This window comes from Streptomyces sp. NPDC006872 (assembly GCF_040635845.1).
Classification (GTDB): Bacteria; Actinomycetota; Actinomycetes; order Streptomycetales; family Streptomycetaceae; genus Streptomyces.
On the sequence record NZ_JBEYIL010000006.1, the window covers coordinates 34,950 to 51,997 of the forward strand.

A 17,048-nucleotide genomic window follows, 5' to 3' on the forward strand; every position below is an offset into this window, starting at 1 on the left:
TCGTTTTGGTCAGGCTGCCGTGGTCTGGGTGTCGGCGAGGTCATTCAGGACCGCGTTGACCACGGGCCAGCACATGTTCAGTGTGTCGCGGTCCGGGGCGTGAGCCTCGCGGATTTCGGCGCTCGGGTGGACGAAGTTGCGGTACTTGCGCAGTTCGTGGACGAAACGCTCGACGTCGGCGCCGATCCAGCCGGCGTTGTTACAGATCTTGATCAGGGAGTCCAGGCTCACGTTGTCCGGGGTCTTGTTGCCCAGCAGTGATGCGTCGCGTTCCTGGACCACGTGGACCATGACGCCTTCGAGGAGACTGCCGAGCATGATGATGGCGGCCACGTGGGCGCCGTTCGCATAGCAGGTGTGTGCTTCGTCAAGGCGGTGCTGGAGGAGACCGGCCATCCGCTGGTCGCTGATGAGGTCGGTCATCGCAGCTCTGAGTTCGACCTGGCCCTGGTTGCCCGGGTGGGTGAGAGCAGGGTCGCAGGCGACGAGGCGGGGGCGGCCACCCGGGTTTTCCAGGCGTACGCCCTCGTGGATGAGGAAGGCGTTGGCCGCGGAGACGACGGCGGGGAGCTGCTCGGGTTCGTCGAGGTATTCGCGCGGGTCGGCCAGTCGGAGCAGCACCTTCTCCAACTCTGCCGGGTCGTCTCGGCGTTCGGTGAGCCGGGCGAGGGCCCAGTCCTTGCGGTAACCGTCGTACTCCGGAACCTGCTGCCAGCCGGCACGTTCCAGGAACTGGGCGATCTCGTAGCCCTTGCGGTAGTAGAGGTGGTCGTCGCCGCAGATGACGCGAGCCAGTTCCTCCAGGGTGTTGGCATCGAGGACGCCGAGTGGGGACTGCGGGGTCATGCCGGGCCTTCCGTACTGGTGACGTCGTCTTCGGTCATGTCGAGGGCGGCGACGGGATCGGTTGCGTCCGGGCCGTCGGGAGACTCTGCCGGGTCCTCGGCCAGCTCCTCGTCGGAGGAGAGATCGAGGGGGGTCCACTGCACTTCGGCGGAGGTGGACGCGGCATGGGACCGGTCATCGGCGCTGCCGAACGTGGCCGGACGAATGCCGAGCCGGTTCAGTTCCTCCCAGAGGCCGACCAGGGCCTCGTCCGGGTCGAACCGGAACTCGCTTTCGGGGAGGCGCCAGAACGTCCAGCCGACCCGTTGAAGTTCTCGGTCACGCTGCTGGTCGTACCGGATCTGTTCGGGTGACGAGTGGTAACGCTCGCCGTCGCATTCGACGGCCAGGCGCCCTCGTGCCCCTACGACGACGAGGTCGATGCGTTTGCTTCCTGCCGGGTACTGCGGGATCACGTGATACCCGCGAGCTTTCAGACGCAGGTAGACATGCTGCTCGAAGAGCGATTCGAATGGCTTTTGCGGGATCTCGCTCGACACTTCCCCGATGTCGTCGGAGTCGGCCAACGCGGCTGGTGGGTTCTCCATGTAGGCGAGGAGGTTGAGTCGGAGGTCTCCGGTCTTCAGGCGGTCCGGCGGAACCGAGTAGAAGAGCCGCATCTGGTCCTGGGCTCGGGACGCGGCGACGTTGTACGCCTGTCGTTCGTTGCGCGCGCCACCTGCGATGCGCGGCGGGTCGGTCGCCACCATCGACAGCAGAATGACGTGCCGCTCGTCACCCTGGAACGAGGCGGGATTGCCCACGCGGATCTGGTGATGTTCGCGGACCGGCGCCGGAATCCGCTCGTTGATCAGCTGTTCCAGGAGCTTGACCTGGCCGACCGGTCCTTGAAGGGTGATGACCCCCATGGTCTTGTCCCGGTAGGCGGGGTCCTCCACCAACTGGGCCAGGCAGTCGACGAGGGCCTCGGCTTCCTTCGCGTTGCGGAGCCGGCTGTCGCGTCCTTGGATGACGGCGCCCTCGACGAAGTGCGTCACGAGCGGGTCGAGACGATCACCGCCGTACTGGCGCAGCGGCTGCAGTTTGTTGTTGTAGAAGGTCTGGGACGACCAGCCGATGATCTCCGGCATACACCGGAAATGCTCCTCCAGCCTGATCACCTTCGGGAAGAACGTGGACAGCAACTGGTAGAGGTTCGTAGCCGGGCCGTAGAGCGTGCGCAGGCTCGTAGGCATGTCGGGCAGGTGGGAGATCAGCCGGTCGTGGATCGCCTGGTGACGGCCCATGCCGCTGAGCGAGGGCGCGCACTGTTTGTCGTCCCCCACGACGATCACGCGAGGAGCCAGCCACATCAGGAACAGCGCGTCCATGCCGGCCTGACTGGCTTCGTCGACGATGACAACGTCGAACGCGTCCCGCTTGGGCAACACCATTTCGGCGACCTGCGAGATGGGCATCACCCATGCGGGTACGGCTCCCTGTGCCGTCCGCATGGCGTCGTGTGCCGCAGCGCGGTAGCGGCCCGCGCTCCTGCCCTTGCCTTTGCCGTACGAGGCCATGTGGGTCCGGTACGCCTGGAGCGCGGACCGCTGCTCCTGCGTCATGCGTTCCAGGCAGTGCAACCGACCGCAGATGGCGGCGAGTTCACCGGTGAGGTCCTCCAGGTTCCTTTCGTACTGGGCCAGTTCGCCTTCGAGCTGACGCTCCCGGCCCGGCGTGCGCTGTCGACGTACGAACGCGGAGGCCGCTGACCAGGCCCAGGCGTCGGCCAGTGAGTCCAGCCTGGTCTCCCAGGCCGGATCGTCGGGCTCCTGCGTCAACTGGTCGGCAAGCATGGGGTGTGCCCTGCGAACACTGTCGAGAAGCACGGCGCATCGGCGTCGGCGGTGTTCCCGTAGATGAGCCTTCCGCAACGCGTCAAGTTCCTTGGCGTAGCGGTCGATGTCCTGGTCCCGGATCGCCTGGGCGGCGGCGAGGGCTTCGGTAGCGGGGTGTGAGCCCTCCACCGGTGTGCGGAGGTGCTCCTCCCAAATGGCCAGCTCAGCCATGGCTTCATCGGCGGCCCGCCGACCGGAGAGGGCGGCCAGCGCCGTGGTGAAGTCCTGCCAGGCCGGGCGGGAAGTGAAAGGGATGTGGACGCCATGGCTTACGAGCAGGTCGTCGATCCGGTCACGGGCGGTGCCGAACGCGTCGATGTGCTCCAGGCGTTCGTACGCCTCGGTCAAGGAGGTCAGACGGAGTTCTACTGGGCCTTCGGGTATGGGGACTCCGACCTGGGCCCACCGTTCCGCGAGTGCGACAACAGAGGAGCGAACGCGCAGATGGGTGAGGACGGCATCGAGATCCTCCAGTGTTTCCGGGGAGCGGCCGTTCACAGTGCATGTGTCGAGGAGCTCTTGAGCCGCCTTCTGCGCTTTGGCCGCGCGGAAACTGCCGCTGGGCCGGAGCTTGCCACCCGAGGCAAGATGGTCACGCAGCGCGGAGCCGGTCGAGACCATCGCGTCCGCCCGCTCGACGGAGAGTTGTTCGGGGACGGTGACGCGCTTCATCCCCTGCGCATCCAACTGGCGTGAGACCGCAGCCAGTTGATCGGCGAGTTCGGACACGCGACGCCACCGGGGGAGGTTTTCACGGGAGAGCCGGTCCGTGAGGGCCTTGGTGGTCCACTTGTCGGAATCCCACTGCAGGGCGGACGCCGCCAGACCGAGGCGGTGCAGGGCCGTGCGGCAGGCGCCCGCGAGCGAGGTCAGTTCATCGGTGACGGAAGTGTCCAACTGGACGAGGCGGTCGCGGATGTGTGCAGCCTCGGGAGTGAGGCCGTCATCGGTGACGCGGCCGGCTGCGAGCTTTTGTGCCAGGTCGTCGGGCGTGGGAAGGGTGTCAGGATCCGGCAGCTGGCCGCCCGCACGCAGCTCGGCCGCGCCGTCGCGCAGCAGGATCAGTAGTTCTACCGCCTGCGCGGGGGAGAGCGGCGGAACGGAGGGGGCAGGCCCTTGATCCGGAACCACGCTGATCCAGGAATGACGTTCAGCGTTTTCGTGGACGCGTTGCACGATCGCGGCGAGGGTGCCGCCGTATCCGGGGGCGACCTCGCGGTGCCGGTAGACCTCGGCCTCCCGCAGTGCGATCACTTGCTCCGTGAGCGCATTGATCCTTCCCCGCACGTCTTCCCGGTCTGCGGTGAGACGACGGATCTCGTCCCGAAGCTGATCGGGGTCGCTGGCGGCGACCTGGTCGGTCAGGGCATTGATGGTGCGTTCCAGCTCGTCCGACCCGTCCTGTCGCGCGGAGCTGAGCAGCAGGACGCACAAATCCCGTACGGCGGGCGGAAGTTTGTCCCGCAGGACTGTCAGGGCCTGATCGCGGGCGCTGGTCACCAGGACCCGCTGCCCCTGGGCGAGCAGCGCGGACACCAGGTTGGCGATCGTATGTGTCTTGCCGGTACCGGGCGGGCCTTGAACCACCACGCCCGTGTCGTGTTCCAGTCGCCGCAGCACACTCCGCTGCCGTTCGTTCGTCTTCCCCGGGAAGAGCGGGTCGTCCCCGAAGAGGGGAGGGATCTCGTGGCCGTCCCAGTTCGCGCGGTCCTCGGAGTTCAGGGGGAGCACCAACTGAGCCAGTCCCAGGGGCGCGTGTGCCTCGGAGGCCACGCTGTCCGCGATTCGGTCGTAGAAGCTCAGCAGGGCGTTGCGGTCCCGTGGCCGTACGATCAGCGCCGGCGCGTAGGTGAGCCGTGCGCCTGCCTCCGGCTCGCGGGGCGGCTGCCACTCGGCACTGAACGACACCGGACGCTGCAGTACCCGCTCCTGCCACTGTGCCAGTTGCTCCAGGGCCTCCGTGCCCAGCAGGTGCAGCGACTGGGCGGCTATCTCCTCCGCGAGCGCGGCCGAGCGCTCAGGAGCCCAGCCGTCATCGGTGTCAAGGAACGCCTGATCCTCAAGCCGCACCGCTCCTTCGGCCATGAGGCGGACCGTGAGCCGGGCGGTCTTGCGGTTCACCGAGGTCTCCACCCGGTGAGTGAGCAGGTGGCGGTGGACAGCGTCACCGCGCGGATCGCTCCACGTCAACAGCCCCGTGGCTAGCACGAGTTCGAGTTGGTCGTCCTGCTGCGTCAGCTTCTGGTGCCAGTGGTAGACCTGCTCGTACAGCTCCCGAAGGGCTCGGTCGGTACGCTCCCGCTCCGCCCATCGGCGCCAGCGTTCCAGCCATGGACCGTAGGCCCGCAGCACCTCGGCCGCGTCTTCTCGACGGACGGTGTGATCCTCTGCTTCCTCCCACCACTGGCGGCCGTCTGCGGCCAGCACGAGTTCCCGGCCCGGGCCTTCGACGGCGAGCGGGGGATCACCGCCGTCCGCGTCCTGGCACCGTTCCGCGGATAACCATCCGTCCAGTACCTCTGGCGGAGGAGGCGGAGCTGTTTGCGGCACGTGGTCGAGTGTGAGCAGTAGACCGTCGATTCGATCCGACGGTCGTCGTAAGGATGCGGGCAGATTGGCCAGCCACAGGCGTTCTCGTGGGCGCCGGTCGTCGCGTAGGCGGTTGTGGCTGCTCTGTACGACTTCCTTGAGGAAGCCGATCAGACCGGTGGTCTGCCCAATGACGTCAGGGTCGTTCGCGCCATGTCGTGGCACGTTCACCTTGCTCCCCTCGGCTGGTGGCGAACGTTTCAGGATGAGGTGGCCAAGCAGGCAGGGCAACGTGTTGTAGGGGAATGGCGTGATGTACGCGGCGCATAGGCCGGTTCGGCATCGTGCTAGGACCGGGTCGCCCGCAGGCGGCGTGAACAAACGACCGAGCAGGCGCGAGACCGACATCCACCGTGATTTACGACTCGTCAAAGGGCGTTAGCACCAGTGGCGGCAGGAGGAGGCACTCAAGGCCGCCCATCGGTTCCTTGCCGAGGTGGACACGATGTCGGGCGGCGAGTTCGAGGACTTCGTCGTGGACCTGTGCCGGTGCGATGGATGCGCTGTCACTGAGCCGTCAGCGGGGGGCGGTGTACGGGCGCTCGGCCATCGTTCACACCTCCAGCACCAATCGCTCTCCTTCCGGTGCGCGCGAGACGCAGGGCAGCATGGCGCCGGCCGCACGTTCGGTGGCGGTGAGCCGGCGGTCACGGTGATCGACATGGCCATGGGCTACCTGTACTCGGCAGGTGCCGCAAAACCCCTGGCGGCAGGAGAACGGCAGGTTTGGCAGGGCGTCGTGGAGAACATCCAGGGCGGAGCGGTTGTGCGGCACTGGCAGAACCCGTCCGGTGTCGCCCAGCTGAAGTTCGAAGGGACGGCCGTCCGTGATCGGGGGCGGGGCGAAACGCTCGAAGTGCAGGGCTGACGCGCGGCTGCCACCAAACGCGCGCCGAACGCCGTCGATCATGGGCGCGGGTCCGCAGCAGTACACCGCACCCGCCGCCGGGCTCAAGCTCAGTAGATCGGCAGCTTCGGGCACGTCGGACTCGTCGTCAGGACGAATGGAGACCCGGCCAGGGGCTGTGGCCGCGAGTTCGGCCAGCTCCGCCGCGAAGGGCATCGAGCCGCGGCTGCGGCCGGTGTGCACGAGCCTCCAGTCCAGCCCGCGTCGGGCGGCTTCCCGGGCCATCGGCAGGATCGGGGTGATTCCGATGCCGCCCGCGATGAGCAGGATGGATGCCTCGGCGGCGAAGGGGAAGGCGTTCCGGGGCCCCGTGACGGCGACCCGCATACCCTCTCCGAGGGCGTCGTGCACCTCGGCCGAACCGCCTCCGCCGTTGGGGATGCGGCGCACCGCGATGCGATACCGGTGCCGGTCGACGGGGTCGCCGCACAGGGAGTACTGCCGCTTGCGGCCGGAGGGCAGGTGCAGTTCGATGTGGGCGCCGGGCTGCCAGGGCGGGAGCGTTCCCCCGTCGGGTGCTGCCAGCCGCAGGGAGACGACATCCTCGGCCTCCCGGTGCCTGGTGGCGACCACCAGTTCCCGGATCGCGGGTATCTCGGTGGCCGGCGGGCGCCTGGGTGGAGTGCTGCGCCGCGCGAGGCGCGTGACCGCGTTGTCGCTGAAAGCCGCCAGTTTCCGCATGAAGGAGTCGCTGCGCGGTCGGCCGTACAGGTCCGGTGGCCGAGTGGCGGGTGTGCTGGTGTCCATGGGATGCCCCACTGGTTGCCGGGTCATTGGGCAGCCGCTCGGGCAGCGGGGGACGCCGCCAGGTAGGCGACCGCCTGCTGGGTCGAGCCCTCCTGGGTCGGGTGGTAACCGGGGCGGAAGTAGCGCAGTACCGAGCGAGTGAACGCGCCCGGTGGCGGCAACAGGTCCTTGCGGGCGGCGGCCAGGTAGTCGCGGAAGCGGACCTCGACCCGGTCGTCGAGTTCGGGGTCGGCGCTCATCAGGAAGCGGACTCCGCGGATCCACAGCTGGGTCAGCACCGGAGCGGTGACGAGCATGCCGACCACTCGGCGCCGGTACCGGGGATCGAGGTGCACCAGCAGGTCGAACGCCACCGAACGGTGCTCGACCTCCTCCGCGCCGTGCCAGCGGAACAGATCCAGCATCGCGGGGTCCGCGCCGGCCCGGTCCAGGTGCCCGTTGCTGAGAATCCAGTGACCCATGTACGCGGTGAAGTGCTCGAAGGCCGCGATGAGGGCGAGCCGTTGGAGGAGGTGTGCGTGTGCGGCGGCCGGCGTCAGCTCCGGCCGGTCTCCGAGCACCCTTCGGAAGATCCATTCGGACTGCACGGTGTACGGAGCGGGGTTCAGCCCCTTGGCGAGCAGGTGCTCCAGGACCCCTTGGTGCGCCTCGGCGTGCATCGCCTCCTGACCGATGAAGCCGCGTACGTCCTCGCGCAGCCGGTCATCGGTGATCCGCGGCAGCGCCTGCTCGAAGGTGCGGACGAACCAGCGCTCGAGTTCGGGGAGCATGAGGTGGAGCACATCGAAGGTGTGGGTCGCGAAGGGCTCACCCGGCAGCCAGTGCAGCGGGGTGGCGCCCCAGTCGAAGGTGACGTCCCGGGGTTGCAGCACCAGGTCGTGGTGGTCGATGGGCTCGGACGGACTCTCCGGGTGGGCATGTGCGGCTCGGAACATGACAGGTTCCTCCTCCGTCGGCGATCGGTGTGTGCGGAAGCGCGGTCAGGCAGTCGTCCAGTACTGCCGGCCTGATGGGCTGTTGGGCTGTCAGATCGGGTGCGCGGTGTGGTCCGGAGTGCGACGGGAGCCGTCTTCGACGCGGTGGGCGAATTCCGCGATCCGGGACGCGACCTCCTCGGGGTGGCTGAGCTGTACCCAGTGCCCGGCGTCGATCGGGCGCCGCTGTATCTGGCGCGTCCAGTGCTCCACTCCGTACGACAGCACCGGGGTGACGCAGAAGTCGCGTGTGGGGATGATGAGTTGGATCGGGACGGTGGTCGGGCGGTCCCGGGGACGCAGCAGGCGGGGCAGCATGTTGGCGCGGTACAGCGCGGTGCCGACCACGGCGTCGCGGGTCAGCGTCGGCGCGGGGTAGGGGGTGTGCCCGGGTACGCCTTGGGAGCCGGTGAGGAAGGCGCGCCAGCGGTGTCCCAGTGCTCTCCAGGTCAGGGCGGGCAGGAGCGGGAAGTGGAAGTAGGCGATGTACCAGGATCGTGCGGCCTGCCGCAGCATCTTCGGCAGATCCGGATGCCGCGGCCGAAGGCGGGCCCGGATCAAGTGACCGACGTGGTCCAGGCACGGGCCGGAGATGGAGGTGAACGAGGCGATCCGCCCGGCCAGGCGAGTGCCGGTGACCGACTCCCAGGAGTGGATCGATCCCCAGTCGTGTCCGACCAGGTGCACCGGGCGGTCGGGGCTCACGGCGTCGAGGACCGCCTCCAGGTCGGCTTCCAGGCGGGACATCCGGTAGGCGCGCAGACCCCTGGGCCGGTGGGAGGCACCGGCTCCCCGCACGTCGAAGGCGGTGACGTGGAAGCGATCGGCCAGGCGCTCGGCGACCGGCCGCCACACGGCACTGGTGTCCGGATAGCCGTGGACCAGCACCACCGGAGGAGCCGTGGACACTCCCCACTGGTAGGCGGCCAACTCCACGCCGTCCGCGGCGATCCGACGGGCGGCCGGGCCAGTCATCGGCCACCACCGGCAGGGCTGAGTTCGCCGTAGTTCAGACCGCCGTGGAAGAAGCTGGGCTGCACCGGCCAGTGCCGCTTGAAGGGGGCCAGTTCCGAGGAGGGCAGGATCTGCAGCCAGCGTGGATCGCGTCGGCTGGGGTCGGCGAGGGTCTTCTCCTTGACCATGGAGTCGTACTGGTCGAGGGAGTCCTCCAGGGTGTTGGCGTTGGGCACCACTTCATGGCCGTAGAACGCGGCGTGGCGGCGCACCCCGGGGATGCGGGAGAGCTCGGGCTGCCAGTTGTCGGCCGAGATGCCGTTCTCGGAGGAGACCCACACGCCGTCGGGGGTGTTCAGCACCAGGGAGTGGTTGCCGTCGGTATGGCCGGGGGTCCACAACAGGCTGACGCCGACGCCGAGTTCGACATCGCCGTCGAAGGCGGTGATGCGCTCGTCCGGTACCCCGTCCATGCCTCCGTCGACGTACCAGGCCCACTGCATCGGATGCACTGATGCGAAGGTGCCCAGCTCCCTGCGGTGCACCAACAACCGGGCGCGCGGGAACAGCGCTTCGCGGGGCGCCCGTTCGCCGGGAATGGTGCTGGTGCTTCCCATGATCATGCGCACGTCCTGGACGTGCAGGTGGTCGAAGCTGACGAAGTCCACGTCCTCGGGTCGCAGACCGCAGGAGGGCAGGACGGTGTTCGGTTCCTGGTAGAAGCGGGCGAAGACGTGCTCGGTGAGAAAGTCCCCCGCCAGACGCTTCAGCTGGGCGTAGAACGGCGCTTGAGCCGTTCCGGCGGCGACGGTCGGCTCCCACACCAGTGTTTTCGGCTCACCGTCGAAGCCGTCGAACTGCACGACGAGCATCCGGTTGACGATGCTCACGAACGGGTTGACGGCGAGCGCGGCGCCGTGGAAGCCGAACCGGGTCGGGTACGGGGCGGCGGCGATGTCGAAACTGCGGACGGCGTGGATGCGGCCCTGCTGGACGAACCGCTCACGGTAGGTGGCCGCGGCGCCGCGCACGGCGCTCAGCCGGTCGCCGCGGGGCCATACGTCGTGGACACCTTCGAATTCGGGGATGGGGCGCGGAGCGGCGGCGTCCTGGGCCTTCTTCACGCTGGGCGCCGGCTTGGGCGTGGTGGTCACGGGCTCAACTTTCGGGATGGCGGGCGGTCCGGGTGCGCTGCTCGTAGGCCGCGCGGACCGACCGGTCGGACAGGGCGGCGACCTGGTCAGGGACAAGACGGTGATGCAGGGCGTCGCGGGCACGGCCCGGCAGCACCGCGGCCAACCGGGTCAGGGCGGCCACCTGGCGGGGAACGAAGACCTCGAACCGCGGGCGCAGCACGACGTCGAGCACCGCGTCGGCCACCTGATCCTTCGTCAGGCGTCGGGTGGGGCCGGTCGCGGTGCCCACGGCCAGCTCGGTGTCCACGACGCCGGGCATCACCAGGGACACGTGCACGCCGGTGCCGCGCAGTTCGGCGCGAACGGCTGTGCTGTAGCCGTGGACGGCGTGCTTCGTCGCCGCGTAGGTCGCCTCGCCGGCCGGGGCGACCTTGCTGGCGGCGGAGGCGATGTTCACCACGTGGCCGCGACCGCGTTTCCGCATCCCCGGGAGCACGAGTTTCATCCCCCGCAGTACGCCGTGGACGTTGACGTCGAACTGGCGCAGGGCGGCTTCCTCCGGTTCCTCCGCGAAGGGGCCCACCCACATGATTCCGGCGTTGTTGACCAGTACGTCGATCGGCCCCAGCCGGGTCTCGACGGTGCGCAGGAAGTCTTCGAAGGAAGGTGTGTCGGTGACGTCGAGAGACAGCCCGAGCAGCCGGCCACCGGGACGCGCACCAATGGCACCGGCCGCCTCCGTGGCGAGCTCCGCATCGAGATCCCCGATCGCCACGGCCGCTCCGGCCGCGGCGAGCCGGGCCGCGACGGCGCGCCCGATTCCGCGGCCCGCCCCGGTGACCGCGATCACTCGGCCGGTCAGCGGTGGTGTGCGGGGGAGCCTGTCGCGGTCTCTTCGGCTGGACGTGTACGGGTGTTTGGGCGGTGCTGCCACGGTCGAGCCCCTTTCTTGCCCTGAGCATGAGCGGAACGCCGAGCGGAAAGCGGCCCCCACGCACGTCTGACATGAAGCCGTGTCAGATGAACTGACAAGCTAGAGTGTCAGTTCGGAGCACACCGGTGTCAACACCTCTGCGAAGGGGAGAAATGACCGGCACACAGACCGCCGGGCGGCGCTACGGCGGACGCGACGCGGCGCAACGACAGCAGGAGCGCCGCACCCGCCTCATCCAGGCGGGCCTCGACCTGTTCGGCACGGTCGGGTACGCCTCAGCCTCCGTCAAGCAGGTGTGCTCCCATGCCGGACTGACCGAGCGCTACTTCTACGAGTCGTTCCGCGACCGCGAAGACCTTCTCGCCGGGGTCTACAACGAGCTGATCGCTACGATCCACGCCGAGACCGCACAGGCCGCAGCCGCTGTCGCACCCGATGTCGACGCCCAACTGCGCGCCGGCCTCGAGGTGTTCATCCGCACACTGGCCGACGACGCCCGCATGGCACGCCTGGTGCTCATCGAGGTCGTGGGCGCCAGCCCCCGCCTCGAAGTACGGCGCCGCGAGGTCCTGCACGAATTCGCCGCGCTGATCGCCGCCGTCGTTGCACCGCCCCCTGGCCCGGAAGCCTCCTCCAACCGGCTCACCATGACCGCGATGAGCCTGGTCGGCGGAGTCAACGAACTCCTCGTGGACTGGACGCTCGGCCACCAGAACGCCACCGTCGAAGAACTGATCGACCTGTGCTACACCCTGTTCATCGCGGCCTACCGAGCCATCAGCGATCAGCCCTGATCAGGCAGGGCCGGATTCCTTCAGGAGCTACTCCATCGGACGGCAGCCCCCGCCCCTGCTCAGGCCCGGCGCACTTGGCAGCCCTGTTTCGATCAGGGAGGGCGGCGAGAACCGTCGCGCGATGAACGCAAGTGCGGCGCACCTGCTGACTATCGACTGTCGGACGGTACACATCGAGCATCCATCCGGAAGCGACGCGATGTGATCGGGCTGGGCGGCCGCGAACCATGACGGGCCCGTCGCGTCGGGGGAACTGCTGAACGGTGGGGGGTCACCCGCAGTCCGCCCCCGCTGGCGCGCCTGTCCCGGGGTCCAGCCCGCGCGAGTCCGGGCTGCCGCTATCGCCGGGTGGCCCGCAAATGCCCGGGCCCGCCAAGTGTCTGTGGCTCTCGACCGCAGTCACTGTCCGTATTCGCGCGGTGGACGCATTCGCCAGAGTCGAGTGCTGCGCCCCGTCAGTGATCATCGTCGGCGACATCGGGCTCGTGCCCGTCTCACCGGACGCCGCCGAGGGCTTCTACTGCCTGGTGGCTGCCGCGACGGCGTATCCCTCCAACTGCATCTGGAGCGTTTCGGGTTTGCCGAGATCGGCCGCGAGTAAGCGATCGCCATTGGGCTGTCCATAGAGCGGTAGGCCGCTCGTGCCCCTCAATCTTTTGCCCACGCTCTCGAACGCCAGGCGGGCGTTCTTCCGTGCTCCGCGTCAAGGCGGCGGCGATCGCCTTCGCGCCCGGGAGAGTCGGAAGAGGTACGGCTGCGTGACACCGGCACTCTTGGCAATCGCCTCGGCGGAGGGGTCGTAGCAGTCCTTGAGCGTGAACTCGTGATCGCGGCGCGGGGATGGCGCTGTCACGTCTCTCCTGCCTGCTCATCCGGCGCGTGCCGCCCTGTAGGCGGGCGCTGGTCAGGTCAACCTGAAGCCGGCCGGTGATGCGGCCCGAGATCAGTTCCGTGCTTGAGCTTGCGCAGTGGAAACTGACCGGTTTACAGTGAGGTCACGAGGAAACCGAACGGTTTCCCGGGTGAGTCCGGGAGTGCATGATGACGACAAATCGGCCGGTGGCCCTAGTGACGGGCGCGTCCTCCGGCATCGGCAAGCAGACCGCGCTCGCGCTGGTCGCGGCGGGTTTCGAGGTGGCCGGCACGGGCCGCGACACCTCACGCGTCACCCCGCTCCAGGGCGTGACGTTCTTCGACCTCGACGTGGTCAGTGACAAGTCGGTCACCGCCGTGGTCCAGCAGGTGATCGACCGGTTCGGGCGGATCGACGTCCTGGTCAACAACGCCGGCATCGGTTCGATCGGCGCGGCCGAGGAAACCTCACTCACGCAGGCCCAGGGCGTCTTCGACATCAACGTATTCGGGGTCATGCGCATGGTGAGAGAGGTCCTGCCGCACATGCGCTCCCAAGGACGCGGCCGCATCATCAACCTTTCGTCCGTACAGGGCTTCATCCCCGCCCCCTACATGGCCGTCTACGGCGCGTCCAAGCACGCGATCGAGGGCTACTCCCAGTCCCTGGACCACGAGGTCCGCCAGTACGGCGTCCGCTCGCTTCTCGTCGAACCCGCCTACACCAACACCGGATTCGAGGCCAACAGCGCCAAGCCCGACACCCCCCTGCAGACCTACGCCGGCCAGCGGCACGTCTTCGACCGCCTGATGACGGAAACGATCAAGAACGGTGACGACCCCGCCGTGGTCGCCAAGGCGATCGTCACAGCCGCCACCGACACCAAGCCGAAACTGCGCTACGCCGCCGGCCCCATGGCCGCACGCGCACGCATGCTCCGCTTCGTTCCCGCCTGGGTCCTGGACAAGCAGATCCGCACGATGAACAAGCTCACCGGCTGACATCTGCCACCCGCGCATCCCGCCACCCACAAACCCGTTCGTGCCGTTGATACCGGGAGAGACCCGTGTCCGAGCCCCTGCGCTCCGCCGCCACTACCATCGCGCGCTGGCGCTCCGCCGAGGAACGCGGTGATGTCGACGCCGCGGTCGCGTGCCTGAGCCCGGACGTCGTGCTCAGCTCGCCGCTCACCGAGCAGTTCCGCTTCGAGGGATCTGACCAGCTGCGCGACTTCCTGACCGTGGCGTTCGCGGCGGTCAAGGACGTCCGCTACCACACCCAGACCGGCGAGGGCGACACGTATGCCCTGGTCTACCGGGCACGGGTGGGTTCCCAGTCGTTCGAGGAGGTGCAGATGCTGCGGCTCGACGACCAAGCACGCATCACGGAAATCACGCTCTTCGGGCGTCCGATGCCGGCCCTCACCGCCCTGATGCACCTCATGGGTCCGGCGCTCGCTCGCCAGCAGGGCCGCCGGGGCCTTGCGACGCTCATGAGCGTCAGCACCGTACCCATTCACGCGATGGTCTCCTCGGGAGACCGCAGCATGGTTGCGAAGACCCGCCCGGCAGCCCGATAGACCTGAGAGCACCAGGTCCACCGGCCGTTTGACCCCGTTCTCCTTCCAGGAGTTGGCGGTAGCCGCAGGCGATGTCCTCGGCGGACAGCACTCCTGGTGGCGGCCTCCACCAGCCACGGCAGTGTCCGGCCAATCCCCCCATGCGCCGAGGTGCTGCGGCAACTCGCCGCGCCTTCCAGTGACGTGACCCAACAGGAGACGCTTCCATGAACCGACGTACGTTCCTTACGGCGACCACCGCGTCGCTGGCCGCCACCCAACTCGCCGGACCCGCCTACGCCTCCGCATCCCCCTCCGGTTCAACAGCCGGTCACTACGAGGTCGTTGCCCGCTTCTGGGGCGCGATGCCGACGGGTGTCACCGTCTCGTGCCGCGGCCGCATCTTCGTCAACTTTCCCCGCTGGGGCGACGACGTCCCGTTCACCGTCGCCGAACTGCGCGGCGGGAAGCCGGTGGCCTACCCCGACGCCGAGGTGAACCGCCAGGACGCCTCAGACCTGGCCGGGCACTTCCAGTCGGTGCAGAGCGTCGTCGTCGACGGGGCCGACCGACTGTGGATCCTCGACACCGGAAGCCCGGGGTTCGCCGGGTCCTCCTACGGCGGCCCCAAGCTCGTGGCGGTCGACCTGCGCACGGACCGGATCGTACGGAAGATCCTCTTCCCGCCCGAGGTGGTGCCGGCGAACAGTTACCCCAACGACATGCGCTTCGAGCTGCGGCGCGGCCCCCAGGGCACGGCGTTCATCACCGACTCGGGCGGCTCCAACGGCATCATCGTGGTCGACCTCGCCACAGGCCGCTCCTGGCGGCGACTGGCCGGGCATCCCTCGGCACTCCCGGACGCGCAGTTCCTTCCGGTCATCGAGGGCGAGCCCTTCATGGTCCGCCCCGCGGGCGGCGACCCCACGTACTACGAGACCGGCTCCGACGGCATCGCCCTCAGCGCCGACGGCACCCGCCTCTACTACTGCCCGCTCTCCAGCCGCCGACTGCACAGCGTGTCCACCGACGTCCTCGCCGACCCGGACGCCACGGACGCTGAGGTGGCGGCGACGGTCGAGGACCTGGGGTTCAAGCCGATGGCCGACGGCCTGGAGAGCGACGACAAGGGGCGGCTCTACGGCGGCGACCTGGAACACAACGCGATCTGGCGCAGGAGCCCGAACGGCACCTACCGGACCCTCGCCCAGGGACGCGATCTGCTCTGGGTCGACACCCTGTCCGTCGCCTCGGACCGGCACCTGTACGCCATCGCCAACCAGCTCAACCGGCTGTCGCCCTTCCACGAGGGCAAGGACCTGCGCCGCAAGCCCTATCTCCTGGTCCGCCTGCCGATCGACGCCGGGCCGGTCAGGCTCGCGTGACCTTTCCGACTCGCGCCAGGCGGCCGCCTGGGCGCTGTCGGAGCACACCGAACGCCGCCCCTTCGCTCGGACTTGTGCGCGAAAACCGATCAGTTTACGATGAGGGAACCGATCGGTTTCTCGTCGCGGAAGCGGGCGAGTTCCGAACCCCCATTGCTTAGGAGTACGGATGGCTTTCCGTGCTACGCCGTAGGGCAACCGCCTAGTGCTCCAATGCGGTTTCGTGATCTATCCAACAGGTTTGTCGGCGGATCGTCGTCGGTAATGGCTGCGGCGGGCTGTTGCCTGGTGGCGTCTGCGCCAGTTGGACCAGTGCAGCAGTCTGGCCTCGGCGCGGCGTTGGTCGACGAGGCTGTGCGCCGCGCTGGGCCCAAAAGGTGTACCCAACGGCACGGGAAGCGTACTCAGATTCCCGCGACCTCAGGCTTCACCCGAGCGCTGGAAGTGCGTTCTTCAAAGTCAGTCTCCGAGATGGCGCAAGTCGCGACCGACGTCAACATCATCATCAATGCATGCGTCCTGCTGCCGGTGCCCCGCGCCCGCCTGGAGCAGCGAACGCCAGTTTCCTGATACCGGAGAGGGTATTGGCAATGAGTGCGAATTCACAGAAGAAGAAGTTCTACGCCCTGAATATGTTTGACGTGGCCGACTTGGAGAAGTACCTCGCGTACTTTCGTCGTTTGCCTGAAGAGGCTCCGCAATATGGTGGTCGAATGGTGGCGTTTGGTCGTTTTCGAGACAACGTAGCCGGTGACCTCGCGCCACGGCAGGTTCTGTTTGTCGTTGAATGGGAGTCCGAAGAGGCGTTCAACAGCTTCCGGGACGATCCGGACTTGGCCGATTTTCATCCGCTGCGGGAGAACGGTACGGCGTCCTATATCTGGCAGACGTTCGATGGTCTCGATATGAGTGACCCCGCCGACGTTTCGCTCGACGATGTGCTGGCGGTGCTCAAGCCTTAAAACCCGCACCGCTACGGAGCCGGATGAGCCAGCTGACGAGTCGTCGGCCGGCGAAGGACGCCTCCGGCAAGCGCGGACTCCATAGGAGGTTCGGCGGTCCAGTTCGTACTCCAGCCGGACTTCTGTATTCCTCCTGGTCAGCGGCCTGGCGGTGGGGAGCATAGCGGGGGCCTGGCTTGGGTGGGACGGTCGTGGGCCGACTGTCCCACCACCGTGTGCTCACGCCGCATGCAATGACAGCGCAGTGAGCAGTCCGTCGTCGTGATCCGCGACGTACCGACGAACGCCCGGGACCTGGAACTCGAAGAACTCTTCCTGCGGACCGGAGCCCGCTTTTCCCGGGTGAAGGCCCGGCGGCGGACGCGGGACCACGTCCGCGGACTGCTCGGCCCGGTCGGCCGAAAGAACAGCTGGCAGTTCGCCGAGTACACGGACGGGGTGGATGCCCCAATGCCGACCTTCTTCAGGCGCGTGGTCAGGTACTTCAACCGCGCGGGAGTGTGCAGGCTGCGGTTCTCCGTGTGTCCGAAGG

At 68.0% G+C, this 17,048-nt stretch carries 12 protein-coding genes and 1 pseudogene; 6 read left to right on the top strand and 7 right to left on the bottom strand.

Features of this window, described 5'->3' with window-relative positions:
• Nucleotides 1-9: 9 nt before the first annotated feature.
• The 7 genes from ABZ725_RS19000 to ABZ725_RS19030 form a co-directional block, all read right to left on the bottom strand.
• The gene (locus ABZ725_RS19000; protein WP_358803784.1) at nucleotides 10-846 is read right to left on the bottom strand and encodes a DUF4145 domain-containing protein; all 837 of its coding nucleotides are present in this window, start codon (nucleotides 844-846) and stop codon (nucleotides 10-12) included.
• Nucleotides 843-5,660 carry an AAA domain-containing protein gene (locus tag ABZ725_RS19005; RefSeq protein ID WP_358803785.1) on the bottom strand — a complete coding sequence of 1,606 codons (4,818 nt, stop codon included), beginning with the start codon at nucleotides 5,658-5,660 and terminating at the stop codon, nucleotides 843-845. Before ABZ725_RS19005 ends, ABZ725_RS19000 begins: the two co-directional genes overlap by 4 nt.
• 205 nt (nucleotides 5,661-5,865) lie before the next feature.
• Nucleotides 5,866-6,966: a PDR/VanB family oxidoreductase gene (locus tag ABZ725_RS19010; protein ID WP_358803786.1), complete on the bottom strand. Its 1,101-nt coding sequence runs from the start codon at nucleotides 6,964-6,966 to the stop codon at nucleotides 5,866-5,868.
• Between the two features lie 23 nt (nucleotides 6,967-6,989).
• Entirely contained in the window at nucleotides 6,990-7,901 is a 912-nt protein-coding gene (locus ABZ725_RS19015) for a metal-dependent hydrolase (RefSeq protein WP_358803787.1), read from the bottom strand.
• A gap of 90 nt (nucleotides 7,902-7,991) precedes the next feature.
• Entirely contained in the window at nucleotides 7,992-8,915 is a 924-nt protein-coding gene (locus ABZ725_RS19020) for an alpha/beta fold hydrolase (RefSeq protein ID WP_358803788.1), read from the bottom strand.
• Nucleotides 8,912-10,048, bottom strand: a complete 1,137-nt coding sequence (locus ABZ725_RS19025) for a hypothetical protein (RefSeq protein WP_358803789.1) — start codon at nucleotides 10,046-10,048, stop codon at nucleotides 8,912-8,914. The genes ABZ725_RS19020 and ABZ725_RS19025 overlap by 4 nt, the downstream gene beginning before the upstream one ends.
• Nucleotides 10,049-10,052: 4 nt before the next feature.
• A complete protein-coding gene (locus ABZ725_RS19030; RefSeq protein WP_358803790.1) occupies nucleotides 10,053-10,964 on the bottom strand; it encodes an SDR family oxidoreductase in 912 nt (303 codons plus the stop codon).
• A 152-nt stretch (nucleotides 10,965-11,116) separates the two neighbouring features.
• Here ABZ725_RS19030 and ABZ725_RS19035 point away from each other — a divergent pair, with 152 nt between their 5' ends.
• From ABZ725_RS19035 to ABZ725_RS19060, 6 genes and pseudogenes are all read left to right on the top strand, one after another.
• A complete protein-coding gene (locus ABZ725_RS19035) occupies nucleotides 11,117-11,758 on the top strand; it encodes a TetR/AcrR family transcriptional regulator (protein WP_358803791.1) in 642 nt (213 codons plus the stop codon).
• A 1,041-nt stretch (nucleotides 11,759-12,799) separates the two neighbouring features.
• Nucleotides 12,800-13,612, top strand: a complete 813-nt coding sequence (locus ABZ725_RS19040; RefSeq protein WP_358803792.1) for an oxidoreductase — start codon at nucleotides 12,800-12,802, stop codon at nucleotides 13,610-13,612.
• Between the two features lie 65 nt (nucleotides 13,613-13,677).
• Nucleotides 13,678-14,190 carry a nuclear transport factor 2 family protein gene (locus ABZ725_RS19045; RefSeq protein ID WP_358803793.1) on the top strand — a complete coding sequence of 171 codons (513 nt, stop codon included), beginning with the start codon at nucleotides 13,678-13,680 and terminating at the stop codon, nucleotides 14,188-14,190.
• A gap of 206 nt (nucleotides 14,191-14,396) precedes the next feature.
• Nucleotides 14,397-15,554 (top strand): L-dopachrome tautomerase-related protein, encoded by a 1,158-nt coding sequence (locus tag ABZ725_RS19050; protein WP_358803794.1) that lies wholly within the window; start codon nucleotides 14,397-14,399, stop codon nucleotides 15,552-15,554.
• Nucleotides 15,555-16,066: 512 nt separating this feature from the next.
• Nucleotides 16,067-16,516, top strand: coding sequence for a DUF1330 domain-containing protein (locus ABZ725_RS19055; RefSeq protein ID WP_358803795.1), 450 nt, complete (start codon nucleotides 16,067-16,069; stop codon nucleotides 16,514-16,516).
• A 294-nt stretch (nucleotides 16,517-16,810) separates the two neighbouring features.
• Nucleotides 16,811-16,942 (top strand): annotated as a pseudogene (locus ABZ725_RS19060) (IS701 family transposase); the annotation flags it as partial.
• Between the last annotated feature and the right edge of the window lie 106 nt (nucleotides 16,943-17,048).